Annotated in this window: 22 protein-coding genes and 2 pseudogenes; 11 read left to right on the top strand and 13 right to left on the bottom strand. The window is 54.4% G+C overall.

Annotated elements, in window-relative coordinates:
- Positions 1–94 precede the first annotated feature (94 nt).
- Both ACMZ66_RS19080 and ACMZ66_RS19085 read left to right on the top strand, forming a co-directional pair.
- A complete protein-coding gene (locus ACMZ66_RS19080; RefSeq protein WP_416939655.1) occupies positions 95–319 on the top strand; it encodes a hypothetical protein in 225 nt (74 codons plus the stop codon).
- A gap of 554 nt (positions 320–873) precedes the next feature.
- Positions 874–1,200 carry a hypothetical protein gene (locus tag ACMZ66_RS19085; RefSeq protein ID WP_416939657.1) on the top strand — a complete coding sequence of 109 codons (327 nt, stop codon included), beginning with the start codon at positions 874–876 and terminating at the stop codon, positions 1,198–1,200.
- Positions 1,201–1,260: 60 nt separating this feature from the next.
- Here the strand turns inward: ACMZ66_RS19085 and ACMZ66_RS19090 are convergent, their stop codons facing one another.
- The 6 genes and pseudogenes from ACMZ66_RS19090 to fsa all read right to left on the bottom strand — a co-directional run bounded on the left by ACMZ66_RS19090 (position 1,261) and on the right by fsa (position 6,433).
- Positions 1,261–2,649: a glutamine synthetase family protein gene (locus tag ACMZ66_RS19090; protein ID WP_416939659.1), complete on the bottom strand. Its 1,389-nt coding sequence runs from the start codon at positions 2,647–2,649 to the stop codon at positions 1,261–1,263.
- 70 nt (positions 2,650–2,719) lie between these two features.
- Positions 2,720–3,211: a class I SAM-dependent methyltransferase gene (locus ACMZ66_RS19095; RefSeq protein WP_416939661.1), complete on the bottom strand. Its 492-nt coding sequence runs from the start codon at positions 3,209–3,211 to the stop codon at positions 2,720–2,722.
- 95 nt (positions 3,212–3,306) lie between these two features.
- The gene (locus ACMZ66_RS19100; protein ID WP_416939663.1) at positions 3,307–3,912 is read right to left on the bottom strand and encodes a glutathione S-transferase N-terminal domain-containing protein; all 606 of its coding nucleotides are present in this window, start codon (positions 3,910–3,912) and stop codon (positions 3,307–3,309) included.
- Between the two features lie 117 nt (positions 3,913–4,029).
- Positions 4,030–4,980, bottom strand: coding sequence for a tyrosine recombinase XerC (locus ACMZ66_RS19105; RefSeq protein ID WP_416939665.1), 951 nt, complete (start codon positions 4,978–4,980; stop codon positions 4,030–4,032).
- Positions 4,959–5,648 (bottom strand): DUF484 family protein, encoded by a 690-nt coding sequence (locus ACMZ66_RS19110; RefSeq protein WP_416939667.1) that lies wholly within the window; start codon positions 5,646–5,648, stop codon positions 4,959–4,961. The genes ACMZ66_RS19105 and ACMZ66_RS19110 overlap by 22 nt, the downstream gene beginning before the upstream one ends.
- Positions 5,649–5,775: 127 nt before the next feature.
- A pseudogene (gene fsa / locus ACMZ66_RS19115) lies at positions 5,776–6,433 on the bottom strand (fructose-6-phosphate aldolase).
- Between the two features lie 171 nt (positions 6,434–6,604).
- Between fsa and ACMZ66_RS19120 the strand changes: the two are divergent.
- Positions 6,605–8,836 (top strand): primosomal protein N', encoded by a 2,232-nt coding sequence (locus ACMZ66_RS19120; protein WP_416939669.1) that lies wholly within the window; start codon positions 6,605–6,607, stop codon positions 8,834–8,836.
- 8 nt (positions 8,837–8,844) lie between these two features.
- Here ACMZ66_RS19120 and ACMZ66_RS19125 read toward each other — a convergent pair whose 3' ends face one another.
- Positions 8,845–9,678: a substrate-binding periplasmic protein gene (locus ACMZ66_RS19125; protein WP_416939671.1), complete on the bottom strand. Its 834-nt coding sequence runs from the start codon at positions 9,676–9,678 to the stop codon at positions 8,845–8,847.
- Positions 9,679–9,791: 113 nt separating this feature from the next.
- Between ACMZ66_RS19125 and ACMZ66_RS19130 the strand changes: the two genes are divergently transcribed.
- The 6 genes from ACMZ66_RS19130 (at position 9,792) to atpC (ending at position 15,458) form a co-directional block, all read left to right on the top strand.
- On the top strand, positions 9,792–10,064 hold the full coding sequence (locus ACMZ66_RS19130; protein WP_416939672.1) for a MazG-like family protein: 273 nt from the start codon (positions 9,792–9,794) through the stop codon (positions 10,062–10,064).
- A 466-nt stretch (positions 10,065–10,530) separates the two neighbouring features.
- Complete coding sequence (locus ACMZ66_RS19135; RefSeq protein WP_416939674.1) at positions 10,531–11,088, top strand: F0F1 ATP synthase subunit delta; 558 nt, start codon at positions 10,531–10,533, stop codon at positions 11,086–11,088.
- A complete protein-coding gene (gene atpA / locus ACMZ66_RS19140) occupies positions 11,088–12,620 on the top strand; it encodes a F0F1 ATP synthase subunit alpha (RefSeq protein ID WP_416939675.1) in 1,533 nt (510 codons plus the stop codon). Before ACMZ66_RS19135 ends, atpA begins: the two co-directional genes overlap by 1 nt.
- A 30-nt stretch (positions 12,621–12,650) precedes the next feature.
- Positions 12,651–13,541 (top strand): F0F1 ATP synthase subunit gamma, encoded by an 891-nt coding sequence (locus ACMZ66_RS19145; RefSeq protein ID WP_416939677.1) that lies wholly within the window; start codon positions 12,651–12,653, stop codon positions 13,539–13,541.
- Positions 13,542–13,593: 52 nt separating this feature from the next.
- Entirely contained in the window at positions 13,594–15,012 is a 1,419-nt protein-coding gene (gene atpD / locus ACMZ66_RS19150) for a F0F1 ATP synthase subunit beta (protein WP_416939679.1), read from the top strand.
- A gap of 41 nt (positions 15,013–15,053) precedes the next feature.
- A complete protein-coding gene (gene atpC, locus ACMZ66_RS19155) occupies positions 15,054–15,458 on the top strand; it encodes an ATP synthase F1 subunit epsilon (RefSeq protein ID WP_416939681.1) in 405 nt (134 codons plus the stop codon).
- A 103-nt stretch (positions 15,459–15,561) separates the two neighbouring features.
- On the opposite strand, the gene ACMZ66_RS19160 is transcribed toward atpC, so the two are convergent.
- The 4 genes from ACMZ66_RS19160 to ACMZ66_RS19175 all read right to left on the bottom strand — a co-directional run bounded on the left by ACMZ66_RS19160 (position 15,562) and on the right by ACMZ66_RS19175 (position 22,197).
- Positions 15,562–18,090, bottom strand: a complete 2,529-nt coding sequence (locus ACMZ66_RS19160; RefSeq protein ID WP_416939683.1) for an ABC transporter permease — start codon at positions 18,088–18,090, stop codon at positions 15,562–15,564.
- A gap of 85 nt (positions 18,091–18,175) precedes the next feature.
- On the bottom strand, positions 18,176–18,622 hold the full coding sequence (locus ACMZ66_RS19165; protein ID WP_416939685.1) for a response regulator: 447 nt from the start codon (positions 18,620–18,622) through the stop codon (positions 18,176–18,178).
- 317 nt (positions 18,623–18,939) lie between these two features.
- Positions 18,940–20,193 carry a c-type cytochrome biogenesis protein CcmI gene (gene ccmI / locus ACMZ66_RS19170; RefSeq protein WP_416939687.1) on the bottom strand — a complete coding sequence of 418 codons (1,254 nt, stop codon included), beginning with the start codon at positions 20,191–20,193 and terminating at the stop codon, positions 18,940–18,942.
- Positions 20,194–20,214: 21 nt separating this feature from the next.
- Complete coding sequence (locus tag ACMZ66_RS19175; protein WP_416939688.1) at positions 20,215–22,197, bottom strand: heme lyase CcmF/NrfE family subunit; 1,983 nt, start codon at positions 22,195–22,197, stop codon at positions 20,215–20,217.
- Between the two features lie 206 nt (positions 22,198–22,403).
- Here ACMZ66_RS19175 and ACMZ66_RS19180 point away from each other — a divergent pair, with 206 nt between their 5' ends.
- The gene (locus ACMZ66_RS19180) at positions 22,404–23,423 is read left to right on the top strand and encodes a cation diffusion facilitator family transporter (protein ID WP_416939690.1); all 1,020 of its coding nucleotides are present in this window, start codon (positions 22,404–22,406) and stop codon (positions 23,421–23,423) included.
- Positions 23,424–23,456: 33 nt separating this feature from the next.
- On the opposite strand, the gene ACMZ66_RS19185 is transcribed toward ACMZ66_RS19180, so the two are convergent.
- Positions 23,457–24,053, bottom strand: coding sequence for a TetR/AcrR family transcriptional regulator (locus ACMZ66_RS19185; protein ID WP_416939692.1), 597 nt, complete (start codon positions 24,051–24,053; stop codon positions 23,457–23,459).
- A gap of 69 nt (positions 24,054–24,122) precedes the next feature.
- On the opposite strand from ACMZ66_RS19185, the gene ACMZ66_RS19190 reads away from it, so the two are divergent.
- Positions 24,123–24,548, top strand: a complete 426-nt coding sequence (locus ACMZ66_RS19190; protein WP_416939694.1) for a VOC family protein — start codon at positions 24,123–24,125, stop codon at positions 24,546–24,548.
- Between the two features lie 88 nt (positions 24,549–24,636).
- On the opposite strand, the pseudogene ACMZ66_RS19195 reads toward ACMZ66_RS19190, so the two are convergent.
- Positions 24,637–25,713, bottom strand: a pseudogene (locus ACMZ66_RS19195) (ribonucleotide-diphosphate reductase subunit beta); the annotation flags it as partial.
- Positions 25,714–25,741 lie beyond the last annotated feature (28 nt).

Raw genomic sequence — 25,741 nt, forward strand, 5'->3', positions numbered from 1 at the left:
CGCTGTTTCATACCAGCGTTGTCGAATGAGAATTACACGCGTGCCCCACATGACGTCATAACGCGCGTAATGAATTGATATGAGAGTCTTGAATATGGATTGGGTCCCGATCGCCTTTGGCACCTTTAAAGTCACCGCCCTGCTTATCGCAATGTTCTTCGCCATCAAATGGCACTACGACCAAGGCGAAAAGCAGGGGCGCCAAGCCGTCCTGCGCGCCACTGCTAAGGTTACGGTGGCGTTTGTGGTTGCATTGGTTGGGGTTGGCTTTGTCGCCTATTACATCAGCACGAAACTTGGGCTAAATCTGAGCTATTGATACTGAGCTTTGCGATGTGACTTACCGTCTAGACTGGTAATTGGTCGGAAGTTTCAATCTAGACCACATGCAAATGCCACATTTTCTTGCTGAGTTGATGTGTTTAGCAAGCAGTAATGGTTTTAGGTCGTTTTTTCATAGAAGGATGTATTTAGATCCGTATAAATAATTATTTTATATGGGTAAATATAAGACGAATTGTATTCATAATCATTAATCATTAATCATTGAGGTTTGCAGGGTGTTTCGATTGCGACGTGGTTTTTTAGATATTTCTAAATATTTTATTGCATTCAATAAATAAAAAATAACAAACTTGTAAGATTACGAAAAAAATCATAAAATGGGCGCAGGATATTTTTTGTGATCCTTAAAATTTTCCTGATTATTTCTGAATATTTTTTGAAAGTATGAGAGCTCAGCGGCGCAAATGTATGGTCCGCTGCTAATTCGTGACTTTTGATGTGTCTGTAATCAAAGCCAAATATTTAACGGCGGGACCGTTCCCGTTCGCTCGGCCCGCCCAACGTGCGCTTCTGCGCAAGGAGCCTTTTTTGACAAATCGTACCACTTCGAAAATCCTGAATTTTGCACGCCCGTTTAGCATGCGCGGCCTTGCAGAAGTTCTTCCTGCTGGCTCCTACAAGGTCATTACCGAAGAAACGCAGGATGAAAAACTGACCTATCCCACCTGGCAGTGGGTATCGACGCAGATCCATCTCAATACGAACTCTGACCGCCCGGATATGTCCCGCGTTCTGAGTGTTGATCCGCGCGATCTGGAAACCGCTTATCTGCGTGATCAAAAAACCATGGATGCCCGCCCGCAAATCGCGTTCTCGGCACGCAAGTCAAACAACCGTGCCAAGCGCGTTTTCTAAGCTTGTGGCCAGTGAGCCGTATTTCCGGTCAGAGCATATGCAATCTGACCGGACGGCACATTAAATCGAAAATCCGTAATATTCCCACTCAGCCGCCGAGACCTTCAGCGACATCTGTTCGTATTCGGATTGTTTGATCTTAGTGAATGCTGTGTGGAAGCGCTCGCCCAGAGTGCGTTTATTGAAGTCCGACGCGCCGAACTGATCAATTGCATCAAGCCAGTGACGCGGCAGGTCATTTGGTGCCTTTGCCTGACCAATTTCGTCTTCGCAGGGGTGCCCCGGATCGATTTTGTTTTCGATCCCGTCGAGCGCTGCACCAAGCGTGACGGCGGCAACCAGATACGGGTTGGCATCAACACCGGCAATACGGTGTTCGAAATGGCGGGTTTTGCCCGGTGTGCCGGGAACACGCAGGGCCACGGTGCGGTTTTCAACACCCCAGTCATCTGATGCCGGTGAATACATCGCCGATGCAAATCGACGCCATGAATTCATGAAGGGAGCGAGGAGAAGCATGGTTTCGCCGATGGTGCCGCGAATGCCGCCAATGGCGTTCAGCATAAGCGGGCTGAGCGATCCATCCGCCTGATCGGCAAACAGGTTGTTGCCGTTTTTATCCGCCAGCGACAAATGCAAATGCATGCCTGATCCGGCTTCATTGCCGAATGGTTTTGGCATAAAGACGGCCTCAAGCCCGAAACGGCGTGCACAGGTGCGGATCAGGCGTTTGGCAATGATCACGTCATCGGCCGCGCGCATGAGATCGCGATAGCGGATGGTCATTTCATACTGACCCGGACCATATTCCGAAATCAGGGTTTCAAGCGTCAGGTCAAGATGCTTGGCACCTTCATAGACCGCATCAAAAAGCGGTGACATTTCATCGATTTCATCAACCGACATCGTGTTGCGAAGCGTGCTTTTGCGTTTGGTCATGGCATAGGATGCCGGGTGATACATGCCCGCAGCATCGGGTGTGCGGTCGACCAGATAAAATTCCAATTCAAACGCGCCCATCGGATGATAACCAAGCTTTTGCGCACGCTTGACCTGAGCTTCGAATACATTGCGCGGGTCGACGTCATGCGGACTGGCATCTTCGTTATACATCGTGATCAGAAGCTGCCCACGGCCGGTATGTGGCAAATAGCCGAGCGTTCCTGGCACTGGCCAACAACGACCATCGCCACCACCACCGGTCTGCACCAGTCCGCAATCATCCACGTCCTCGCCGCTGACATCCTGACCAAAGATCGAGCTTGGCAAACCGCGACCGGATTTATAGATGCCTTCGAGCTCATGCCGACGGATCGTCTTGCCGCGGCCAATACCGTGGAAGTCGGTCAGGATAATGTCGATGGCTTCTACATCCGGGTATTTCGCAAGGAAGTCCTGCGCTTCGGAAAGGTGAGAGCCGCTGGGCGATGAGGCATTGTTGGTGGTCACGACGAGGCATCCTGATGGCGTTATAGGTCGTCGGTGCGCCACGACAGCGCACCAAAATCAAACGGGATTATTACCCCTGATAGCGGCGGAAGAAATAGCGATCTTGCGGAACGCCTTCTGGCAGCGGTTCGGCAATCGTGTCCGGCACATCAATTTTCTGATCGGATGCAACGATGGCCCCCTTCATCAATGCCGGTGGCAGGGTCTGACCGATAAAGGCTGCGATCTTGGTATTTAAGGCCTCATCACCGGTACCGACATCGGAATGCACCAGTGCAACCTGGCCCTTAAACCGCTCAACCGCCATTGGCAGGGTTTCAAAGATGTCGCCAAGGAACAGGTGATCATCATCGGGGATGCATTTCGGGTGGGCGGCGATCTGACGATCAAACACATAGATTTCGCGGTCTGGCATGATTTCGCGCAGATGATCGAACGTCCGGCCATTGCCAAGACCCACTTCAAGCACGATCCCGTCCTGATCCTTGATCATATCTGCGGCCGCATTCAGGCAATCGCGTTGGGCTTGCAGACGGCGGATGACGCTATTGAGACGAGACATATCGGTTGAAGCTCCGGTTTATGGATAATGCATAAAGCTATGAGTTAAATAAATTTTCGCCCCGCGCAAGAACCAATGCACGGGGCGATGATGGCTTAGCCTTCAAATTTGGTGGCATCAAATGCCGGGACGCGTGCGCGGAACGCATCAAGCCAGGTCACAAGCGTCGGATAGCTGTCACGCCATTTACCTTCAAAGCGCAGATCCAGATAACCAAGCGCACAGGCAATCGCGACATGGCCAATCGTCAGATCGCCCTCAAGCGACGGGGCACTGTCTTTGAGCTGATCAAGCGAACGTTTGACCTTGTCAGACTGATAGGACAGCCAATCGGCATGGCGTTTTTCTTCAGGGCGCATACGGGTTTCATAGACCTGCAGGATCGATGCATCGATGATGCCATCGCCCAGCGCCTGAAGGGTAAGGGCCTCCCAGCGGGCATCGCTTGCGGTCGGGTGGAGTGAAACACCATCAACCTGCGCATCAAGATATTCACAGATCACGCGGCTATCGAAGATTTTGCGACCATCATCGAGGATCAGGATCGGAATTTTACCAAGCGGGTTCTGCTGACGCAGTGTATCGGCAGGGTCGTTGGTATTGGAAAGTTCGACCGTCAGCTGGTCATAAATGCCCAGCATCTTGGCAACGATTTTGACTTTGCGGCCAAAGGGCGACGGGTCACTCGAACGCAGAATCATGATTTTCCTCCTTGGGGCAATAGGTTGCCCGCAGTCTAAGGGCGAACTGCACTTGGGAGGAACCAAAATTTTGCGAAATGATTGGGAGACAAAGGCTTGCGTGTGAAGTCTTTTGTCCTAGCGCCGGGCGCGCGGATGTGTGCCGTTATAAACCGCCATCAGCTGTTCGGTATCAACCGCGGTATAGCGTTGCGTGGTCGAAAGCGACGCATGACCCAGCAAATCCTGGATGGTGCGCAAATCGCCACCACCCGCCAAAAGATGGGTGGCAAAGGAGTGACGCAGGGCATGCGGGGTTGCCGTATCAGGTAGGTTCAGAAGTTCGCGAACTTTCCGCATTTCACGCTGGGCAACTTGTCCGACCAAACGCGCGCCACGTGCGCCAACGAAAAGCGCATCATCACCATGTGGCGCAAACGGGCAGGCATTGATGTAATCGTCAATCGCATCGCGCACGATGGGCAGAACCGGGACAAGACGTTGCTTGTTGCCCTTACCCGTGATCACCATCGAATCCCCTGTTGGGCGTTGATTGGCGTTGAGATCAAGTGCCTCGGAAATACGAAGCCCGCAGCCATAAAGCAGGGTAAAGAGGGCCAGATTACGTTTGGCAAGCCACGGTTCATCCTGCCAGACACCGGCATTATCCAGCACCGCCATGGCATCATCGGGTGCCAGTGGTTTGGGTGTTGATTGCGGCAGGCGCGGGTTTCTGATCGACTGTACGGCGGCGTTTTGCCCGCGACCGGACCGTTCAAGGAACCGATAGAAATTGCGAAGCGATGACAGGGCGCGTGCGGTCGATGTCTTGGCCATGCCATCCATACTGCGGCGCGCCAGCCAGCTTCGAAAATCGCGTGGGTTTAAGCGCAGCAATTCGCGCAAATTCGGGGCGTCACCCAGATGATCGGTGACGAACCCCAAAAACGCATAAAGATCGGCCAGATAGTTTTCTGTCGTATGCTTGGACGCACGCCGTTCATCGGCCAACCAGCCACGCCAGTCGGCGATGGCATCGCGCACATCACTTGGCAGATTTATCGCGGTCAGACCGTTTGGGTCAGCCATCTGCGCACACCAAACTCAATCACGGAGGCCAGGAACATGATCAGGTCATTGGCCTGTGCCGGGCTGAAATATCCCGGTTCCTTGACGCCAAAGGCAACGATGCCGACCGGGTCACCATAAAATGGTGCAAGGCGGACAATGGCGGCTGATCTGATTTCTTCGGCACGCGGGCCAAAGATCGCTTCATCGCCAGCATCATCAGGCAGAAGCCAGACATCCTGTTCTTCGCCAAGAACCTGATCAACCGCACCAACGACAAGGCGGCGCACACGGCCATCACAGCTTGGCACCGGGGCCTCGTTACATTCTTCGAAACAAAGCGCAATCGCATCAAGGTCAAGTAGCTCCGGCACCAGATCCTGCAACGCTTCAACAAAGGTTTCAAACCCGCGCGCATTCAGAAGCGCCAGAACCGCGCGATGGATGCGACTTTGGGTTTCGAGGTTGGACTTGGAAATGTTGATCAGCTCGCTGGTCGCGCCGCGCAGCTTTTCACGTTCATCGCGCAGGCGGGCGACGACATATTGCTGCATGTCGGCAACGCCATTGCCAAGTTCGCGGTCCGGTAATTCAAGACTTTCGAGCAAGTCTGGGCGCGTTGTGAAGAATTCAGGATGTTCGGCAAGGTATTCCGCCACATCGTTGGCGCGCAAAGCTGTCTTTTCCATCGGTTCCGGCTTGAAAAGTGAGAAATAAAAAACCCGGCTGCCACAATGCGGGCAGCCGGGTTAAATGCATGTTAAAAACCGGCGCGAATGGCGGTTTTTATCGATCCAGCCGGATCGAGGGCCGACCTTAGAGGATCGACTGACCGGTTTTTGCCCAATCAGCAAGGAAGCCTTCGAGGCCCTTGTCGGTGAGCGGGTGTTTGGTCAGCTGGCCGAGAACCTGCGGCGGAATGGTGACAACATCAGCGCCAAGACGGGCCGAGTTCGACAACGTGCTGCGGGCCACGTGCAGAAGCAACGAGAACCTCGGTGTTCCAGTTCGGATAGTTGCCATAGACATCAACGATGTCAGCAATCAGCTGCATGCCATCCGAAGAGATGTCATCCAGACGGCCAACGAACGGCGACACATAGGTCGCACCTGCTTTGGCAGCCAGGATCGCCTGACCAACCGAGAAGCAAAGGGTTACGTTGGTCTGGATACCTTCGTCGGTGAAGGTACGGCAAGCTTTGAGACCATCCGCAGTCAGCGGCAGCTTGACGACGACATTGTCAGCAATCTTGGCCAGTTTGCGGCCTTCTGCGACCATGGTTTCGTAGTCGGTCGCTGCAACTTCAGCGCTAACCGGGCCGTCAACAACTTCACAAATTTCCTTGATCAGTTCGAGAAACGGTCGGCCAGACTTTGCTACCAGCGACGGGTTGGTGGTGACACCGTCCACGAGGCCGGACATGGCGAGTTCGCGGATTGCGTCGATGTCAGCGGTATCGATGAAAAACTTCATTGGAATTCCTGCTTAGGAGCTGTTGTTCAATGATGCGGTTAGCTGCTAGGGTCTGGACAGAAAAGACGGGCTCCAGATCCTTGGCTGTGGGACCGTTCAGTCTTTGCCTGGCGGCCCAAAACCATCAAAATCGGCTCGGCGCTACAGGCAATCTCACGGGGTTTATAATATATGAGTGCCGCAAAGGCCACATCTGGAAATCTGTTTGCTGATGATCCGGCCTTTCAGGTAACTGCGCAGACCATTTCTGTCCTGCCGCCCCTGCCATTGGCAGGGCCATATGACTATCTCGTGCCCGAAGGAATTTCTGTTCAGCCCGGTGATTTCGTTGAAATCCCGCTTGGGCGTCAAACCCAGCGTGGTGTTGTCTGGGGCGATGCCAAGGGTGACGTCGACTCGAGCAAGCTTCGCGAGATTTATGGCGTCCTTCCGGCCGAGCCGATGGCAGATGTCACCCGCAAGTTCGTTGATTGGGTGTCGGCCTATACGATGGCACCCCAAGGAGCCGTCTTGCGCATGGCGATGAGCGTTGCCGACGCGCTTGAGCCTCCCAAACCGATATTCCGATTTACGCTTAACCGTGACTTTGAGCCCGGATCGCTTCGCCTGACGCCGCCGCGCAAACGCGTTTTGGCTTTTTTGGGCGATTACCCGCCGATGGAGCAGGGCGATATCCTCCGTGAAACCGGGGCCGGGGCCAGTGTGGTCAAAGGACTGGTTGAGGCCGGGGCTGTACAGCGTTTGATGGTGACGCCGCCATCGCCTTTTGATGCGCCTGATCTTGATATCCCGCGCCCTGATTTATCACCGGAACAGACAGAAGCTGCCGATGCGCTTTGCAAACGGGTCGATGATGGCGGGTTTTCCTGCACGCTTCTTGATGGCGTGACCGGGTCGGGCAAGACCGAGGTTTATTTTGAACCGGTGCGTGCGGCCTTGGCACAGGGCAAGCAGGTTGTGGTTCTGCTGCCTGAAATTGCGCTTTCTGCCCAATGGTTGCAGCGATTCCGTGATCGGTTTGGTGTGAACCCCGCCCTTTGGCATTCCGAGGTGGGGCAGGCGCGGCGGCGTGATACTTGGCGGGCGGTGGCCGATGGCACGGCGAAGCTTGTCGTTGGGGCCAGATCCGCGCTGTTTTTGCCCTATCAGGATCTTGGGCTGATTGTCGTCGATGAGGAACACGAGCACGCTTTTAAGCAAGAAGACGGCGTGATTTACCATGCGCGCGACATGGCAGTGGCGCGCGCCCACCTTGGCAATATCCCGGTTGTTTTGGCATCAGCTACCCCGTCGCTTGAGACGCTGGCGAATGTTGAAGCCGGTCGGTATCAGCGCGTCGAACTTGGCAGCCGTCATGGTGTGGCGGTTTTGCCAAGTGTCGAGATCATTGATATCCGCGAAGACAAACCGGAACGAAATCGCTGGATCACGCCGACGCTTAAAAAGCGGTTGGCAGAAACATTTGCCAATGGCGAACAGGCGATGCTGTTTTTAAACCGGCGTGGTTACGCACCGCTTACGCTTTGTCGGGCCTGTGGTCATCGCTTCCAGTGCCCGAACTGTACGGCGTGGCTGGTGGAGCATCGGGCATGGGGTAAATTGCAATGCCATCATTGCGGTTATCAGGCAAAGGCACCCGATGCCTGCCCGTCCTGCGGGGCGGAGGGCAAGCTTGCGCCCTGTGGGCCCGGGGTTGAGCGCCTGTTTGAAGAGGCGGTTGAAACCTTCCCCGATATAAAGGTCGAGGTCGCGACATCCGATAACATCATGGGGCCAAAGGCCGCTGCCGAACTGGTTAAACGTGTCCATAACCATGAAGTCGATCTTTTGATCGGCACGCAGATCCTCGCCAAGGGCTATCACTTCCCGATGCTCACACTCGTTGGTGTTGTCGATGCTGATCTTGGGCTTGCCGGGGGAGACTTACGGGCGGCCGAGCGCAGCTATCAATTGCTAACCCAGGTGGCCGGGCGTGCCGGGCGCGGGGAACGTCCGGGCACGGTGATTTTGCAAACTGCTGATCCGGCCAACCGCGTGATCAAGGCAATTGCGGCAGGGGATCGCGATGCCTTTAACGAGGTGGAACTGTCCCAACGCATGACGCATGGTATGCCGCCGCACGGGCGACTGGCGGCACTTATTATAAGTGGCAAGAAAGAGAACGAGGTTGATGAAGCCGCATGGCGGATTAGCCGGGTAGCACCGCGAGGGGATGGCTTGATGGTGTTGGGGCCAGCACCCGCACCCTTATCGCTGCTGCGTGGTCGTTATCGCAGGCGTTTTCTGATCCGTGCGGATAAGGGGGTAAAGATGCAATCCCTGATCCATGAATGGCTATCCAAAGTGAAAACGCCCGGCAGTGTTCGGGTGCAGGTTGATATCGATCCTTACAGCTTTATGTAGAGCTGGCTTTATTGGGAATATTGTGACTGCCACCAATCGAGCCCATCCGGGCCAAGGTAGCGTTCAAAAATCGCCAGCAACCGACCATCATTGCGCATGTCGCGGATGATCTTGTCATAGGCCTTAAGAAACTTTGCCTTGTCCGGATAATCTGACGCATGGGCAAACGGGTTATAGTATGCTGCGCGTCTTAGCGGCGGATATAAGAACGCTAATTGCTTGCGTTTGCCCGACTGGATGGAGTCGAAAACCGTGCTGAGATAATTGACCGGCACAACATCCAGTCGATTTTCCAGCAGCATCGGGATCAAAAGGTCGTTTCGGGCTACCGTTTCGATATCAAGCCCCGATTCCCAGAACGTCCTTGTATAGGAATATCCCGCAGCCGCCCCGATGCGATAGGGGGCCAAATCTTCGAACTCGGAAAAGCGGATGCGATTGACGTCTTCGACCCGGATGGCGAAACGCCAATCAAGCAGGAGATGGGCTTCTTCCGGATATTCCAGATATTCCGCGCGTTCGTCATTTTGCGACAGGGTCAGAATGATATCTGATTCGCCCTGTTGCGCGTTGTGCAGAAGGCGCCTGCCACTATCAACAAAGCGGAAGGTGAAATCGCGAATGCCCAGCTCGTCGAGCACTTCGGTCATGATATCGACATCAATGCCGCGCGGCGTATTGTAGTCGAGCCATTTTAACGGCGGCTCTTCTAGGCCTTCGATAATCAGGGTTCGCGCCCAAGGGGTTTTGAAAGTCAGCAGGATCAGGCAGACTGCCGCGCACAGGCAAAACGCCCAAGACGGGGCATTGCGGTTTTGTGCTGTTGGCATCTTTGTTGTCATTCCTGCTGTCCTGAAAACGGCGCGGGTGCATTTTGCTATCATACTATATTTAAGAGGTTAATTTGATAACGCGTTCCAAAAACAATAATGACGCCCAAGAAAATCAACGCAGCATGTGCGATTGGGCGGAACAGACATTTGGCCCGGTTGCCGATCCGGTATCGCTTGTCGAGCGTGCCTTGCTTGAAATGCAGGAACTGCGCGAAGCCGTCGAGCAGCGCGATATCAGCGAAATCGGCAAAGAGGCCGCTGACGTTTTGATCCTGCTGTATCGCTTGGCCGATCAATTTGATCTCGACCTTGATCAGGAAGTGCAGGCCAAGATGGCAATCAACCGGTCACGGACCTGGGTGTCCAAAGGCGATGGCACCGGATCGCATGTCTGAGTTTTACAACCACACTTACATATAGTGATCTTGATCGGATACGGGCTTAAAAGGGTTCCCTTTTGGGAAGCAATCTGCGGCGGTTGCCGGCTAATCGGGTGTGAACTCGGTTACAGTTTGGGCGGGTTTATGCTGATTATCTCAGCTGTTACGAAAATAAACTCTGCGCAAATCGGGGGATTCGTCGCGAAAATAGTGGATCGGACCGTCCAATGTGCGGATCGGTTGATGCAGGCGCCTTATAAAATAGTTGTATGACAGGCCGAAAAACGCGGGTTTTTGCGGTGTTTTGGCCCAACTTCGCCAAAGAATGAAAAAGAGCGTCCAAATGCGCTTGCGCGGGGGTTGCCCATGCAATGGACATGTGATACCAAACGCTCGCTTCCCGGAAGGAGACCCTTTCGGGAGACCATTTTTTTATACGTATCCGAGTCGTTCTCATAACCAGAATTGAGGGCTTTCACCGGTGTCCCAAAATACTGCCGCGACCGGGCTCCAAGGGCGCTATGCCACTGCACTTTTTGACTTGGCCAATTCGGCCAAGCAGCTTGATGTTGTGAAAGGCGATCTTGAATTGCTCGACCAGGCCATCGCAAACAGCGATGACCTCCGGAATGTACTCCGCAGTCCCGTGATTTCCCGGGACGTGCAGGCCAAGGCGATGGCGGCTCTTCTGGACAAGCTTGGCGTTTCCGAGTTGACCAAGAAGACCGTTGGACTTCTGTCTCAGAAGCGTCGTCTGTTTGCCCTGCCGGGTGTTATCGATTCCTACCTTTCCATGCTCTCAGCTCACAATGGCGAAGTAACCGCACAGGTCACCTCGGCAAATGAACTGAAAAAAGAGCAAATCGAAGCCGTTACCGGCGCTCTCAAAGAAGTTGTCGGCGCCACTGTCAAAGTGGACCTTAAAGTTGATCCGGCGGTTCTTGGCGGTCTTGTCGTCAAGGTCGGCTCCCGGGTTTTTGATGCCTCGCTTCGTACCAAACTGCAGAAGCTCGAGCTCGCTATGAAAGGGGTTGCGTGATGGAAATCCGCGCCGCGGAAATCTCCGCTATTCTCAAGGATCAGATTGCCAATTTTGGCGCTGAAGCCGAAGTTGCCGAAGTTGGTCAGGTTCTGTCCGTCGGTGATGGTATTGCCCGTGTTTACGGTCTGGACAACGTTCAGGCTGGTGAACTCGTTGACTTCCCGGGTGGCATTAAGGGCATGGCCCTTAACCTCGAAGAAGACAACGTAGGTGTCGTTATCTTCGGTTCTGACCGTTCGATCAAAGAAGGTGACCAGGTTAAACGTACTGGCGCCATCGTTGACGTTCCGGTTGGTAAAGAACTTCTCGGCCGCGTCGTTGACGCGCTGGGTAACCCGATCGACGGCAAAGGCGATCTGGGTGCTAAAGAACGTCGCCTTGCTGACGTCAAAGCACCGGGCATCATCCCGCGTAAATCGGTTCATGAGCCGGTACAGACCGGTATCAAGTCAATTGACTCCCTGATCCCGATCGGCCGTGGCCAGCGTGAGCTGATCATTGGTGACCGTCAGACCGGTAAAACCGCCATCATCGTTGACACCATTCTGAACCAGAAGCCGGTGAACGATGCAGCGAAAACCGACAGCGACAAGATGTTCTCCATCTATGTTGCAGTTGGTCAGAAACGTTCGACCGTTGCACAGGTTGTTAAGGTTCTCGAAGAGCGCGGCGCGATGGAAAACACCATCATCGTTGCAGCTACCGCGTCCGACCCGGCGCCGATGCAGTTCCTGGCACCGTTCGTTGCTTGCGCAATGGGCGAGTACTTCCGTGACAACGGCATGCACGCAACCATCTTCTACGATGATCTGTCCAAACAGGCAGTTGCATATCGTCAGATGTCCCTGCTGCTTCGCCGCCCGCCGGGACGTGAAGCATTCCCGGGTGACGTCTTCTATCTGCACTCTCGTCTGCTGGAACGTGCTGCGAAGATGAATGACGAAAACGGCGCTGGCTCGCTGACCGCTTTGCCGGTTATTGAAACCCAGGGTAACGACGTTTCCGCGTTTATTCCGACCAACGTGATCTCGATCACCGACGGTCAGATCTTCCTTGAAACCGACCTGTTCTACAAAGGCGTACGCCCGGCTGTGAACGTTGGTCTGTCGGTTTCGCGTGTTGGTTCGTCCGCACAGATCAAAGCGATGAAGCAGGTTGCTGGCTCGATCAAGCTGGAACTCGCTCAGTATCGTGAGATGGAAGCATTCGCACAGTTCGCATCTGACCTTGACCCGGCAACCCAGAAACTTCTGGCACGTGGTGCACGTCTGACCGAGCTGCTCAAGCAGCCGCAGTACTCGCCGCTTAAAGTCGAAGAGCAGGTTGTTGTGATCTACGCAGGTGTTAAAGGCTATCTCGACGGTATCGCAGTGAACAAGGTCCGCGCTTTCGAAGACCAGTTCCTGTCTGAAATCCGTTCGGCTGGTGCTGACATCCTCGATGCGATCCGCAACGAGAAGGTTCTGTCGCAAGACAGCGAAACCAAGCTTAAAGCGTTCCTCGACAAGTTCGCGAAAACCTTCGCGTAAGACTGAAACTTAGGCGAAGGAGGAAACGCAATGGCTAGTTTGAAGGATCTGCGCTCGCGCATTGCCAGCGTCAAGTCGACGAGGAAGATTACCTCGGCGATGAAGATGGTGGCAGCCTCCAAGCTCCGTCGTGCACAGGATGCAGCCGAAGCAGCACGCCCCTATGCTGATCGCATGGGGACGATGCTGGGTCGTCTTGCAACCGCCGTCGGTAGCAATGAAGGCGCTCCGAAGCTTCTGGCCGGTACGGGTAAAGACGATGTGCATCTGCTCGTCGTCTTCACCGCAGACCGTGGCCTTTGCGGTGGTTTCAACGCATCGATCGTCAAAGCTACTCGTCTGAAAGCCAAGGCCCTTATGGCCGAAGGCAAGACGGTGAAGCTGATCTGTGTTGGCCGCAAAGGCGCAGATGCGCTCAAGCGTGAATTTGGTGACAAAATTGTCGCCCGGTATACCGGCATCGAAGGCAAGAAGGGCATTGATTTCTCTTCTGCTTCCGAAGTTGGCGATAAAGTTCTGGCGCTGTATGACGAAGGCGAATTCGACGTCTGCACGATCTTCTACAACAAGTTCGTGTCCGCGATTTCGCAGGTAGCTACCGGCCAGCAGCTCATCCCGTTCGTCGGTGAAGATGCTGCTGAGCAGGAAGAAGCCACCGGTTCTTCTGCGGTTTACGATTACGAACCGTCCGAAGAAGCCATCCTGGCTGATTTGCTGCCGCGTAATGTTGGCGTCCAGATTTTCGGTGCAATGCTTGAAAGCAGCGCATCCGAGCACGGTGCGCGTATGTCCGCGATGGATAACGCAACCCGCAATGCCGGCGACATGATCGACCGACTGAGCATCCAGTACAACCGCTCACGTCAGGCTCAGATCACCAACGAACTGATTGAAATCATTTCCGGCGCCGAGGCTTTGTAAGCGGGTCGCAGGAAGTTAACGGATAGCTTTGTCCGAGCAGGAGACAATACCTATGGCGAACAAGAAGGCGGGGAAAATTTCCCAGGTAATGGGCGCCGTCGTCGACGTTAAATTCGACGGCGAACTGCCTCCCATTCTGAACGCGCTGCATGTTGACAACAACGGTCAGCGTCTGGTTCTCGAAGTTGCACAGCACCTTGGTGAAAATGCGGTCCGTACGATCGCAATGGACACCACCGAAGGTCTGCAGCGTGGTCAGGAAGTCGTCGATACCGGCGACGCGATCTCGGTTCCGGTTGGTCCGGAAACCCTTGGTCGTATTCTGAACGTTATCGGCGAGCCGGTTGACGAACGTGGCCCGGTTGGCGCGACCAAAACCGCACCGATCCACCGTGAAGCACCTGACTTCGTTGATCAGGCAACCGACACCGAGATCCTGGTTACCGGCATTAAGGTCATCGACCTTATCGCTCCGTACACCAAGGGTGGTAAAATTGGTCTGTTCGGTGGTGCGGGCGTTGGTAAAACCGTTCTCATCATGGAACTCATCAACAACGTTGCTAAAGGCCACGGCGGTTACTCTGTTTTCGCTGGTGTTGGCGAACGTACCCGTGAAGGTAATGACCTCTATCACGAGATGATGGAATTGGGCGTTATCAACCCGGAAGGTACTTCCAAAGCTGCACTGGTTTATGGCCAGATGAACGAGCCCCCGGGAGCACGTGCACGTGTTGCTCTGACCGGTCTGACCCTTGCGGAATACTTCCGTGACGAAGAAGGTCAGGACGTTCTGTTCTTCGTGGATAACATCTTCCGCTTTACCCAGGCTGGTTCCGAAGTGTCCGCACTTCTCGGTCGTATCCCGTCTGCTGTGGGTTATCAGCCGACGCTGGCAACCGACATGGGTGCGCTGCAGGAACGTATTACCTCGACCAAAAAAGGTTCCATTACCTCGGTTCAGGCAATTTACGTTCCGGCCGATGACTTGACTGACCCGGCACCGGCAACCTCGTTTGCTCACCTTGATGCAACGACCACGCTGAACCGTCAGATTGCCGAGCTCGGCATCTACCCGGCAGTTGACCCGCTTGACTCCACTTCGCGTGCTCTCGATCCGGGCGTTATCGGCCAGGAACACTATGAGACCGCTCGTGAAGTTCAGCGTGTTCTTCAGACCTACAAAGGTCTTCAGGACATCATCGCCATCCTCGGCATGGACGAGCTTTCGGAAGAAGATAAGCTGATCGTGGCACGTGCCCGTAAGATCCAGCGTTTCCTTTCGCAGCCGTTCCACGTTGCAGAAGTCTTCACCGGTACTCCGGGCGTGTTCGTTCAGCTCGAAGACACCATCAAGGCTTTCAAAGCGATCTGCGCTGGTGAATACGACCACATGCCGGAACAGGCATTCTACATGGTCGGCACCATCGAAGAAGCCATCGAAAAAGCCAAGAAGATGGCCGAAGCTGCCTAAGGCAGCTTTGGTCCCCCTCCGGCTAAGGAGCGAGGATTGTCATGACTGATACGACTGTACTGGAACTTGTTTCGCCGTCTGCCCTGCTCAAGTCTGAGCCGGTCGAGATGGTCGTTGTTCCGGGCACGGACGGGAATTTTGGTGTGCTGCCGAAGCATTCGCCGATGATCTCGACCATTCGTCCGGGTGTCATCGACATCTATGCAGGTGGTAAGGTTTCCGAACGTATCTTCGTTGCTGGCGGTGTTGCAGAGGTTAATCCCGAGCGTTGCACCATTCTGGCAGAAGAAGCTGTTCCGGTTGCCGATTTGAAGGCTGACGAGGCGCAGGCACGTCTTGAAGCGGCAGAAGCCGCTCTTAAGGCAGCCAGCACTGCACACGATAAAGCCAATGCCGAGCGTTCGCTTGACGTTGCCCGTGCACAGATTGCTGCCCTGACCAACTAATCGTCGGTTCAAGAATTTCTAAAAAAGGCCGTCCCTTTGGGGCGGCCTTTTTTGTTGTTTGATGCAGGGAGGCAGCCGGGGGCCTTGGGTAAGTGGACTTTGTTTAGCCCCGCCATCCGGGTTGGGTGCGCAGTGCAGATGCCTGTAAGGCCCATCCGCCGGCAAACCCGACCACGGCAATGATGAGTGCTGCACTTCCGCCGATGGGGCCGGCTACGGTGATGATTTGGCCGAGCGTAATCGATCCAATCGCCTGACCGGCAACAACGGCAACAGCCGTTCCGGCAAGGATGCCAATGATCCCGCTGACACCCAGCATGATGGTTGTTTCAAGGGCGCCGGTGCGCGTGATTTGCCTGGGCTGAATGCCAAGGGCGCGCAGCATCGAAAGGTCATTCAACTGCCGCTGTCGAAGCGCGATCAATCCACTGATGATGACAAACACCGCGCCAATCGTTGCAAGGGTCGTCAAGCCAATCAGTGTGGTGACGACGCCATCAAACAGTGCGTTGAGCTTTGCCAGCACATCAGGAACCGAGATTACCGGGACGTCGGGATAGGCAGCCCGTAATTCCTTTGCAACATCGACCAATGCCCCTTGGTTTGTATTTACTGTCAGGGCATTGATCACGCCATGCGAGAACGCCGGATCCATCGGTGACAGGATGATCGGGAAATCAAGGCCCAGTCGGGTCCAGTCAATTGCCCGAAGGTTGGCAATGGTTAGCTCATAACCCGTCCCGAGAATGTTGAGCGTAAGTTTGTCGCCTACCTCGATATCAAGCGCCTTGGCGACGCTTGCATCGAGTGAGGCAAGCTGCTCATTGCGGCTATCTTGTGCCCACCAGGAACCGCTTACAAGGGGACTATGGCGCATGCTGTCGGTTGGTTGAGCTGCCCAAGACAGACCGCGATCACCGCGCATGAACCAGTGATAGCGTCTGGGAACATCAGCAAGGGTGACGGGTGTTCCATTCACATGGGTAACACGGCCATGGATGAATGGCATTTGATCGACGGTTTGGACCGCAGGATTGTTGGTGGCGTCAAATCGGAAGGCCTCGCGGTCTTCGGGTGGTAGGTCGAAAAACACCAGATCGGGCGTTTCACTCGGCAGGACTGATTTCAAATGATGGCCAGCAAGCCCGCCAAACAGGATAACCGCAAACAAGCACGTCATTGCCAACCCGAAAGAGGCTGTGACGGTGACCGTTGCCGCGCCTGGACGGGCAATGTTGCGCAACGCCAGTCGCAAGCTTGGTGTTATGCTCGGCTTCTTTGCCAATCGGCTTGCAGAAACTCTGACCAAGCGACCCAACAGCACAAACAGATACAGGTTGATGACCAATGCGATCAGCAAAATGGCGGCAAACCAGCCAAGATCGACCAGCATGGTTGCCAGCCCAAACAACAAGCCAGTTAAGGCGATATTGGCCAGTGCGGTTAGATTGAAAGCAGGTCGTTTGCGGCCCCGATAGTGCGTATTGCGTGCTTGCTGATGGCGGAATAGCGACGTTGGGGATGCAAGGCAGGCCGTCTTGACCGGGGTGATCGCCGTTAAGGCAACGAAGCCAACAACGAAAGCCAGGATGAGGGGATAGTCGGTCAGTCCGAAGCCAATTGCAAAGCCCATGCTGGAGCCGATGATTGGCAAGGCAACCGATGCGACCAAGGAACTGAATGCCAAACTGATCAGGATCGCAATCGCGGTAATCAGCGTGATTTGCCACGCGATGGAAGCTGTGATCTGCGATGGTCGTGCACCAAGGCTGCGCATCATGGCAAAGCGTGATTGGCGCGCTTCGAGGTCCGCACGCAGCGCATTGTGGATGGCCGTCATGGCGATGGCAAAGATCGCAATCCCGATCAAGCTGACAAAGGCGGAGGCAAAGTCACCAATCCGCTCAATGCCGGGAACACCATCAGCAGCATCGACAATACGCCAGCCACTGTTCGGGAAGCGGTTTTCGATCTTTGTGATGATGTCCTTGCTTTGGTCGATGTCGGCTGGTGGCAGCTTTATGCGTGCATACCAGTAAATCTGTTTACCCGGTGCCATCAGGCCCGATTGGCGATAGGAGGCAAGGGACACCAGAATACGCGGACCCAGTGAAAACAGGCGAAACTTCCGATTTGGTTCGGAGGCAATCGTTGCACGGATTTCAAAGCGTTGATCGCCAAGCGCAATCACATCGCCGATAGCCCACCCGGTTTCGCTCAGAACTTCATGGCCAACAACGGCGCCTGGAACGCCGTCCGTGAGTGCCAATGCCTGATCAACTGATTGGGCGCCATCCAGCGAAATTGATCCATATAGCGGATAGGTTCGATCAATTGCCTTGAGTTCCGAGAGAATTCCGCGGTCATCGTCATCCTGCCGGACCATTACCCGTTGTTCTGCGCTGATATCAAGCGTGCCAAGGGCCGAAAGATAAGCAATCTCGTCCGTCGTTGGGGCGCGGTGAAACAGGCGGAGTGATATATCCCCGCCAATCGATTGCTGAGCGGATTGACGCATGCCATCGCGGATCGAATGGGTCAGACTGACGGTGAGGGTCAGGATGGTGATGGCAAAGACAAGCGTTGCCAACAGTGCCCAGATGCCAATGCCCGGACGTCGTAATTCACGCAAAGCCACCCGCAAGCTTGCGGGACAGAGTACATGACTGGAAATTCGTGATGTCAGGCGGGACACGGCAGTCTCGCGGGCAGGTGGGTTACGGCGTGGGGGTTAACGCCAGCCCCAGCCAGAATGATTCGATCATTTTCATCAGATCAATGAATTCTGTCACATCAACCGGTTTACGCAAATAGCAGTTTGCACCGGCTGCATAACAAAGATCGACATCATGGTCGGCACCAGATGTGGTCAGGACTATGACCGGGATCGAAGCCGAATTTGGATCATTGCGGATATCGCGCAGCATTTCGCGACCATCCTTGCGCGGCATGTTCAGATCAAGAAGGATCAGGCGCGGGCGCGGTGCATTGCGATAGGGGCCGTCCTGCTGCAGGAACTGGAGCGCGGTCATTGCATCCTTTACGTGATGCAATTCGACCGGGCGCTTGAACTCACGAAGCGCCTCGCGCACCAAACGTGCATCACCTGGATTGTCTTCAATTAACAACAGGTTATTGGTTATACCACTCGTCTGACCCGGCATCGTACCCATTATCCTTTAGGGTGGGTTTTCTGTGCATAGACCCATCCTGTTTTTTTGCCCTGAGAACCGTGTAGTTCCTTGATCCAAAAGAGAAAGATGATCCCCATTCATCTATAATTTCCCGATTGGTATGGATAGCCAAGCTCTAAATTAGCTATCCTTAAGACTGGTTCTCATACTTTAGCACGAAAATCAATCGATTAAGACTTCTGAAAAGTAGAAATCATTATCCTTACGTATGAAAGATAATGTCACATCAGGGCAGGGAAAAGAGGTCGACGGTTAAAAACTGCGAATTTTTCGCAAGCGCAGCAACACTAGTTTGTCGCGATTCCGATTTCCTTGGCAAGGCTATCAAATCGCGAAACAAGTTCGGGCTGATCGGCGAAGACCTCACCCGCCTTTTGATAGGCAGAAAGCGCATCATCGGTCTTGCCCAGAACCATATAGGCCTGCATCAAACGGGCCCAGCCATCGGGATTGTTGGGTTCTGTTTCCAGACGCTCGGCAAGGCCTTCGACCATCGAGACGATCATTTGCTGACGTTCTTCGGGCGTCAATTGCTGGGCGGCCTCTATGTCATCCTGACTTGGTCCGCGGGCAATGCCCTGCTGCAGGTTCAGGCGGCCTTCAATGTCGATGCCTTGTGCAAGGGCTGCGTCATTGATGCGCGCCACAACCATCGGCAGCCAACCGGCATCGGCCGGGGCACTATTGGCAAGTGCGATCCAGCGATCCACAGCCGCGGCAATATCGCCATCCTGTGCGTCGGCCAGACCAAGGTAATATTGAATGCGCGGATCGGTGCTGTCGGTGGTTGCTGCTTCGTTCAGAACACCACGTGACAGGGCGTTGAGCTGACCATTACTGCTGCGCACCAGACTTTCGGCATACATGGCAAGATAATCGCCATTGCGACCCGACAGCTTTATCGCTTCAAGAAACGCGGTTTGGGCTTCTTCCGGACGGCCAAGCGCCATCAGGCTGGCGCCCAAAAGTTCCCAGGCCTTAAGGTTGTTGGGGTTTTCCAGAAGCTGCTGGGAAAGGTCGCTGACCGCGCGGTTCAGGACCTGTTTGCGATCATCGTTTGCTACCTCGGCCTGACGCACAGCATTGATTTCATCAATTCGGCTGGCGATCGGACGATCAGGCATGGTCGGGCTGCCCAGATCAAGATAAAGCCCAAGACCACCGGCGATGAAAGCGACCATTACGGCTGCCGCGATTATACGGAGCCCGCCATTGGTGGTGGTGACTTTTTGGTTTTCAGTTTGTTGTTTGATGCGCTGATCGGCGGCAAGAATGCGGCGTTGAACTTCGATACGTGCGGCTTTGGCCTGTTCAATACTCAGAACACCGCGTTCGATATCCCGATCGATTTCGCCAAGCTGATCGCGATAGACGGCGATATCGCGCAAAAGGTCACTGTTCGCGCTGCCGTCATTGGGATCGATACCGGTGTCATCACCGTTGGTATCGGTTGCTGCCTGATGACGGGTGCTTAGAATCGGCCAAAGAATAAAGCCCGCAAGCAGCAGGGTAATCGCGCCAAGAACAATCCAGATGGTCATGAAGGTTTCGTTCCTTAACGCTTATTCTGCAGGAACCGCCTTGGCGGCAGCTTTGTGGGATCGGGTTGGCGCACCAATGCGATAGCGACGATCAGACAACGACATCAAACCACCAAACACCATGATCAGGCCACCGGCCCACATCCACGGGATCATTGGTTTGACATAAAAGCGCGTGATCCATTTCCCGCTCTCATCCTGATCACCAATCACCGCATAGATATCACCGGTGAAGCTTGACTGAATGCCGGCTTCGGTTGTTGGCATGCCTTCAACGGTATAAACGCGTTTTTCCGGGGTCAGAATGACGGTCTTTTCGCCCGGTGTTGTGATGGTTACAACCGCTTCGCGGGCGAAATAGTTCGGTCCCTGATATTCGCGGATATCCGACAGAGTAAAGGTATGTCCGGCAAGTTCGGTGCTTTGACCAACCGACAGCGACTGAACCGCTTCATCGGTCCAGGCTTCTGATCCGGTAATCCCGGCAACAACGATTGCAACTCCGGCATGGGCCAGCATTGTGCCATGTGCTGAACGTGGCAGATTGCGCATGCGGCGCAGGCTGGTGCCAAACGGTTCACGGAACAGCTTGATACGGCCCGCCCATTCAATCAGAGAGCCGACAAACAACCAGACCGCAAGCCCCATACCAAACAGCGCGAAGGCCGGACCACCTGAAAGCCAAAGCGTGATCAAAACGATCACGACGGTTGCGGCCAAGGCGATCTTGAGTTTGTTAAACACGCCCATAAGGTCGGCACGTTTCCACGGCATCATCGGACCAAAGGCCATGGCGATGATCAATGGCGTCATGATCGGAACAAAGGTCGCGTTAAAGAACGGCGCCCCGACTGAAATCTTTTCACCAGTCACGGTTTCAAGCAGCAACGGATAGAGCGTGCCAAGCAGGACCATTGCAGCGGCAATCGACAGCAGGACATTGTTAAAGACCAATGCGCCTTCGCGTGAAATCGGCTGGAACAAACCGCCGCCCTTAAGGTTTGGTGCGCGCCAAGCATAAAGGCTAAGCGATCCGCCAACGGCAATGAACAGCAAGAACAGGATAAACACACCGCGCGTCGGATCGGTGGCAAAGGCATGCACCGAGGTCAGTGCACCTGAACGCACAAGGAAGGTGCCAAGTAGGGAGAACGAAAACGCCAAAATCGCCAAAAAGATCGTCCAGCTTTTAAGCGCGTCGCGTTTCTCAACGACGATCGCCGAATGCAAAAGTGCTGTTCCGGCAAGCCACGGCATGAAGGATGCGTTTTCGACCGGGTCCCAGAACCACCAGCCGCCCCAGCCAAGCTCGTAATAGGCCCACCATGACCCAAGCCCGATACCCGCGGTCAAAAAGACCCAGGCGGCCAAGGTCCATGGACGGACCCAACGTGCCCATGCCGGATCAACCCGACCTTCGATCAGGGCAGCAACGGCAAAGGCAAAAGCAACAGAAAAGCCGACATAGCCGAGATAAAGGAATGGCGGGTGGATTGCGATACCCGGATCTTGAAGCAGCGGGTTCATCCCCTCCCCATCAAGCGGCGGGTTCAGGACGCGCTCAAACGGGTTGGAGGTCAGAACGATAAACAAAATGAAGCCAAACCCGATCAGCCCCATCACGCCAAGCACGCGGGCCAAAAGGGTAGGCGGCAAGTTCCGGCCAAATGCAGCCACGGCCCCACCAAACAGGGTAAGGATCAAAACCCACAGAAGCATCGAACCTTCGTGGTTTGCCCAGACACCGGTGATTTTATAGATCAGCGGTTTGGAGGTGTGGCTGTTGTTCAAGACATTGAGGACCGAGAAATCAGACGTCAGATAGGCATATGTCAGAGCAAGGAAGCTTGCGGCTACCAGAGCAAAACACGCAACAGCCAGACGCGGAGCCACGGCCAGAAGGACGGGATCACGTCGCGATGCTGCCAAAAACGGGATGGTCGATTGAGCCACTGCCATCACGAGTGACAGTATCAGGGCGTAGTGTCCGATCTCTACAATCATTAATAGGCCTATGATTCTCTCTAATGTGCCTGCACGCGAGATATAATCGCTTTAAAGAAGGTTGGAAACCTTGCGGAATATCAAATATGCGCTATTTGCTGCACTAAGCCGGACGAAAATATGGCAATAGACGTTACATATTATACGCAAACCGGCTATAAAACCTTGGTCAGGAAGCGGATTAGTAGACCAGAGGTCAACAACGTATGAGTCAATGTCCTGTCATTGACATAGCGCAGAGAGAGATGTGGGCGCGTCGTGCAACGACGGCCTCTATTATCATTGCTGCCTCCCTGATCCTGATTAAGGCAATTGGCTGGTTCCTGACGGACTCGGTCAGTCTTCTGTCGTCCATGATTGATAGCATGCTTGATGTTGGTACATCTGTGATCAACTTCATGGCAGTGCGTTCTGCCTGGCGTCCGGCGGATTCAGACCATCGATTTGGTCACGGCAAAGCTGAACCTTTGGCCGGTCTTTTCCAGTCGGCCTTTATGATTGGTGCTGCGGTACTGGTTCTGGCCGAAGCCGCATCGCGCATTGCAGAACCCAAAACGCTGTCATTTGCCGTTGAAGGCATCTGGATCATGGGCGTCTCGCTTGTCATGACGGTTGGTCTGGTGCTGCTTCAGCGAAAAGCTGTGCGGATATCCGGATCTGCTGCGGTTGAGGCAGACTCGCTTCATTACAGCAGTGATATCTTGTCGAACCTTGCCGTCATTGTTGCCCTGTTTGCCGGTGTATCCGGCTTTGCCTGGGCCGACCCGGCGATTGGTGGACTGGTTGCTGGCTTCTTGCTGTTTTCTGCGATCAAGGTCGGCCGCAATTCGGTTGGCGTTTTGATGGATGCGGAACTGCCTGAAGCAGACAGCCAGCGCATTATTGAGCTGACGATGAAAAACCCTGACGTGATCGGTATTCACCGTCTGCGCACCCGGTCATCAGGTGTGCACCGCTTTGCCGAGATCGAACTGATCATGGATGGCGGGATGCTGATGCGGGAATCGCACACCATTTGCCATCAGGTGATGGACAGCATCCGTTCGGAATATCCTGATCTTGATATCACGATCCACCCGGAACCGCCCGAAGACATCCATCTCGATGAATATAGCGGCTATACCGAGGATCCTGAATTCTGGCACACCGGGCGTGCGAAACGTGCTGGTCAGCACGACATCCCGGTATCAAACAGTGGTGGCGAAATCGCAGCAATGGGCCGCTAGGCGCTGCCCATTTCGCTGCGTTCTGCGTGGTCGTTAGTCTGCGCCAAGCAATCCTTCGAAAATTCCGTGTACTGCCTTTTTATAGGGTTCCTCGTCGGCCCCTTCGGCGATGGCCAATGCTGCGCGGTCAAACGCGGCGGATAGCATATCGGCCAATGGCGCGATCGGAACACCGGCAAGTGCGCCATGGTTGGCGGCATATTGCAGGCCTTTGCGAATTTCATCTGCACCGGCCAGATTGTTGATCCGGTCCATTTCGACCTTTCCCAAAACACTTGGTCCCTCAATCAGCAGAAGCTTTGCCCGGCCATCAATCTTCATAGCATCGAAATAGGCCTCTGCACCGATGGTGAAGTTTTCCAGTGCAGATTGCGGGACTCGCGTTTCTTCGGCGATTGATTGCCCGACCAGGCGGGCTTCGTCCTCCAGCACGGCGCGGAAAAGATCGGATTTATCCTTGTAGTGATGATAGAGCGCGCCGCGCGTAACAGCCGCCTGTTTAACGATGTCAGGCGTGCTGGTTTCTGCATAACCGTTGGCGATGAACAGTTCGCGCGCAGCTGCGATCAGCTTTGCCTTGGTTTCTTCGGTCCGGTCACGGTTTGACCGTGATGCGATTTTCGTTTGCATACATACAGCCTGTATGTTAATTGAGAATTACATACACATTGTATGTTTTTGCATCCAAGGAGGAAAGCCATGAAATGCACGCAGTATTATCCAGTGATCATGACCGGCGATGTTGCCGCCACCACTGCCTTCTATCGCGACCACTTTCGTTTCGTTCCGGCGTTTGAAAGTGACTGGTATGTCCATCTGCAGTCATCCGAAGACGAAAAGGTCAATATCGCCATCCTGCAGGGCGACCACGAAACCATCCCGGCCCCGGCACGTGGCAAGGTTTCCGGCCTTTTGCTGAATTTCGAAGTCGAAGATGTTGATGCGGAATATGACGCGATGAAAGCGGCCGGTTTGGACATCTTGCTTCCGCTGCGTGACGAGCCATTTGGTCAGCGCCACTTCATTACCCGCGATCCCAATGGTGTACTGATCGACGTCATCAAGCCGATCCCGCCAAGCGCAGAATTTCTGGCGCAATATGCTGCGGATGCGGTTCCGGCATGATCTTGGACGTGCCGATGATGACATTGAAAAAGGCGGGCCGCTGATCGGACCCGCCTTTTTCTTTTGCTTCAGATTGTCGTGCGTAGGGTTAATCCCAGCTCAGCGCACCGCCGTTCTGATATTCAATCACCCGGGTTTCAAAGAAGTTCTTTTCCTTCTTGAGGTCCATGGCCTCGGACATCCAGGGGAACGGGTTTTCCACCTCGGCAAAAACCGGGGCAAGGCCAAGCTGCCCGCAACGGCGATTGGCGATGAAATGCATATACTGTTCACATAGCTCGGCATTCAGACCAAGGAAGCCATTTGGCATGGTGTCACGTCCATAGGCGGCTTCAAGTTCGGCGGCGTCGCGTAACATGGTGCGAATTTCGTTTTGGAAATCAGCGGTCCAGAGAAGCGGGTTTTCTGCCTTGATCTGGTTGATCACATCAATCCCGAAATTGAGATGGATGCTCTCGTCGCGCAGGATGTATTGGTATTGCTCGGCAATGCCGACCATCTTGTTGCGCCGCCCAAGGGACAGGATCTGGGCAAAGCCGGTATAGAACCACATGCCTTCAAACACGACATAGAAGGCGACCAGATCACGTAAGAAATCCTGATCGCGTTCGGGCGTCCCGGTCGCGAAATTCGGATCATCGAGATGTTTGGTGTAATGCAGTGCCCATGCCGCCTTGTCCGTGATCGATGGCACTTCGCGATACATGTTGAAAAGCTCGCCCTCATCGAGGCCAAGGCTTTCGACAATGTATTGGAAGGTATGGGTATGAACTGCTTCCTCGAACGCCTGACGTAGCAAATATTGACGGCATTCCGGGTTGGTCAGGTGGCGATAAATCGCAAGCACGATGTTATTGGCCACCAGACTTTCTGATGCGGCAAAGAAACCCAGATTGCGTTTAAGCATCCTTCGTTCATCGTCGGTCAGGCCATCGCGTGATTTCCAAAGGGCAATATCGGCCTGCATGGAAACTTCGGTCGGCATCCAGTGATTGTTGCAGCCCGCAAGATATTTCTCCCACGCCCAGCCATATTTTAGCGGCAAAAGCTGGTTCACATCGGCACGCGAATTGATCATGGCCTTGTCACTGACGGCGACGCGGCCGCCAGATCGATCAATGGTGCCAAGGCCAGTGGCATCCGGTGATGCCAGTTCATTGGTTGTCGTATTGGTGGCGGAGGGGGCGATGTTG

It is taken from the genome of Thalassospira sp., assembly GCF_048059015.1.
Taxonomy (GTDB): domain Bacteria; phylum Pseudomonadota; class Alphaproteobacteria; order Rhodospirillales; family Thalassospiraceae; genus Thalassospira.

What these genes read in the sequence shown, in the direction of transcription:
- ACMZ66_RS19080 (WP_416939655.1), top strand. Translation starts at nt 95, where the DNA reads ATGGATTGGGTCCCGATCGCCTTTGGCACCTTTAAAGTCACCGCCCTG.
- ACMZ66_RS19095 (WP_416939661.1), bottom strand. Translation starts at nt 3,211, where the DNA reads ATGTCTCGTCTCAATAGCGTCATCCGCCGTCTGCAAGCCCAACGCGAT.
- ACMZ66_RS19100 (WP_416939663.1), bottom strand. Translation starts at nt 3,912, where the DNA reads ATGATTCTGCGTTCGAGTGACCCGTCGCCCTTTGGCCGCAAAGTCAAA.
- ACMZ66_RS19105 (WP_416939665.1), bottom strand. Translation starts at nt 4,980, where the DNA reads ATGGCTGACCCAAACGGTCTGACCGCGATAAATCTGCCAAGTGATGTG.
- ACMZ66_RS19110 (WP_416939667.1), bottom strand. Translation starts at nt 5,648, where the DNA reads ATGGAAAAGACAGCTTTGCGCGCCAACGATGTGGCGGAATACCTTGCC.
- ACMZ66_RS19120 (WP_416939669.1), top strand. Translation starts at nt 6,605, where the DNA reads ATGAGTGCCGCAAAGGCCACATCTGGAAATCTGTTTGCTGATGATCCG.
- ACMZ66_RS19125 (WP_416939671.1), bottom strand. Translation starts at nt 9,678, where the DNA reads ATGACAACAAAGATGCCAACAGCACAAAACCGCAATGCCCCGTCTTGG.
- ACMZ66_RS19130 (WP_416939672.1), top strand. Translation starts at nt 9,792, where the DNA reads ATGTGCGATTGGGCGGAACAGACATTTGGCCCGGTTGCCGATCCGGTA.
- atpA (WP_416939675.1), top strand. Translation starts at nt 11,088, where the DNA reads ATGGAAATCCGCGCCGCGGAAATCTCCGCTATTCTCAAGGATCAGATT.
- ACMZ66_RS19145 (WP_416939677.1), top strand. Translation starts at nt 12,651, where the DNA reads ATGGCTAGTTTGAAGGATCTGCGCTCGCGCATTGCCAGCGTCAAGTCG.
- atpD (WP_416939679.1), top strand. Translation starts at nt 13,594, where the DNA reads ATGGCGAACAAGAAGGCGGGGAAAATTTCCCAGGTAATGGGCGCCGTC.
- atpC (WP_416939681.1), top strand. Translation starts at nt 15,054, where the DNA reads ATGACTGATACGACTGTACTGGAACTTGTTTCGCCGTCTGCCCTGCTC.
- ACMZ66_RS19165 (WP_416939685.1), bottom strand. Translation starts at nt 18,622, where the DNA reads ATGCCGGGTCAGACGAGTGGTATAACCAATAACCTGTTGTTAATTGAA.
- ccmI (WP_416939687.1), bottom strand. Translation starts at nt 20,193, where the DNA reads ATGACCATCTGGATTGTTCTTGGCGCGATTACCCTGCTGCTTGCGGGC.
- ACMZ66_RS19175 (WP_416939688.1), bottom strand. Translation starts at nt 22,197, where the DNA reads ATGATTGTAGAGATCGGACACTACGCCCTGATACTGTCACTCGTGATG.
- ACMZ66_RS19180 (WP_416939690.1), top strand. Translation starts at nt 22,404, where the DNA reads ATGAGTCAATGTCCTGTCATTGACATAGCGCAGAGAGAGATGTGGGCG.
- ACMZ66_RS19185 (WP_416939692.1), bottom strand. Translation starts at nt 24,053, where the DNA reads ATGCAAACGAAAATCGCATCACGGTCAAACCGTGACCGGACCGAAGAA.
- ACMZ66_RS19190 (WP_416939694.1), top strand. Translation starts at nt 24,123, where the DNA reads ATGAAATGCACGCAGTATTATCCAGTGATCATGACCGGCGATGTTGCC.